Here is a 1,307-nt window from a genome sequence, read left to right as displayed (position 1 = left end):
GACCACCAGCGGGTAGCGGTCGGCGGGGATCTGCGCGAGGTCGGCCAGCCGGGCCGCCGCCCAGGTCTCCGGGACCGGCAGGCCCAGACCGGCCGCCCGGACCGCCGCGCTGGCCTTGTCCCGGACGCACCGGATCGACCGGGCGTCGTTCACTGTGGTCAGCCCGGCCGCCGCGGCGGCCTCCAGCAGGCCGAGCCCGGGGCCGCCGGAGACCGTCTTCAGCACCCAGGCGTCGTGACTGCCCGCCCGCACCAGCCGGCCGAGGTCGAGCAGCGAGCCGCCCGGGCGCAGCACGTCCACCTGGTGGCCCCAGTCCGCCAACTGCCGGACCACGTCCACCGGTATGCCGTCGTTCCGGTACTGCTCCTCCACCAGAAAGCAGAACTTCATCCGCACCGCCCCCTACCCCGCCCACTGTCTGCCCGTCTGAGACCGACCAGAATGCCACGAACCGGCCCGCCAAGATCATTCGCACCCGTAAGGAATCGGCAACAGACCGGCCACGATGCCACCCGCAACGTCACAGCCCGGTCCCGATGCCGCTGCGGGCGGGCGCCAGTCGGCCGCTGACCCGGTCCACCGTCGGCCCCGCCCATTACTCTTTCTTGGTGAAGGCTTGTCCGATCAGGGCAGGTCATCGGGATCGTGAAGGAGGGGCAGTGCACGAGACCGTCAGTCCGGGCCCCGTCCGGACGGCTCCGGCCGCACCTCGGGTGCCCGGCCGGCCCCGGGGGTCACGCGGGCCAGGGGTGCCCGAACTGCTGCGGCCGCACGGGCTGCACGACCTCCGGCCGGGGCCCACCCCGCCGGTGCTCCACTACCCGGCCGGCGACCTGGTGGTCGTCTCCGGGCTGCCGGGCAGCGGCAAGAGCACCCTGATGCGGCGCTGTGCCACGGCGCCGGTGATCGACTCCCAGCAGAGCCGCGAGCACTGGGCCGCCCGGCTGCCCGCCTGGCTGCCGTACGCGCTGTACCGGCCGCTGGTGCGGCTGCGGCACTACCTGCGGCTGCGCCGCGCCCTGCTGACGGGTGGTCCGCTGGTGGTGCACGACTGCGGCACCCTGCCCTGGGTGCGTGGCTGGCTGTCCCGCACCGCCGCCCGGCAGGGGCGCCGGCTGCACCTGATAGTGCTGGACAGCAGCCCGCTCCAGGCCAAGCAGGGCCAGCAGGCCCGGGGCCGCCGGGTCTCCGCGTACGCCTTCGCCAGGCACCGCCAGGCCACCGCCCGGCTGCACGCCAGGCTCGCCGCCTCGGCCGGGCCGGTGGACGGCTGCGCGAGCACCGTGCTGCTCTCCCGCTGCTCTCCC

The 1,307-nt window shown here is 74.9% G+C and carries 2 pseudogenes; one reads left to right on the top strand and one right to left on the bottom strand.

Going from position 1 to position 1,307, the window contains the following annotated elements:
* Nucleotides 1-390 (bottom strand): annotated as a pseudogene (locus ASC99_RS41275) (hypothetical protein); the annotation flags it as partial.
* Nucleotides 391-536: 146 nt separating this feature from the next.
* Between ASC99_RS41275 and ASC99_RS27830 the strand changes: the two are divergent.
* Nucleotides 537-1,307 (top strand): annotated as a pseudogene (locus ASC99_RS27830) (AAA family ATPase); the annotation flags it as partial.

The sequence above is a fragment of the Kitasatospora sp. Root107 genome, assembly GCF_001424875.1.
Taxonomy (GTDB): Bacteria; Actinomycetota; Actinomycetes; order Streptomycetales; family Streptomycetaceae; genus Kitasatospora.
This window is presented reverse-complemented; position numbering and strand designations above follow the sequence as displayed.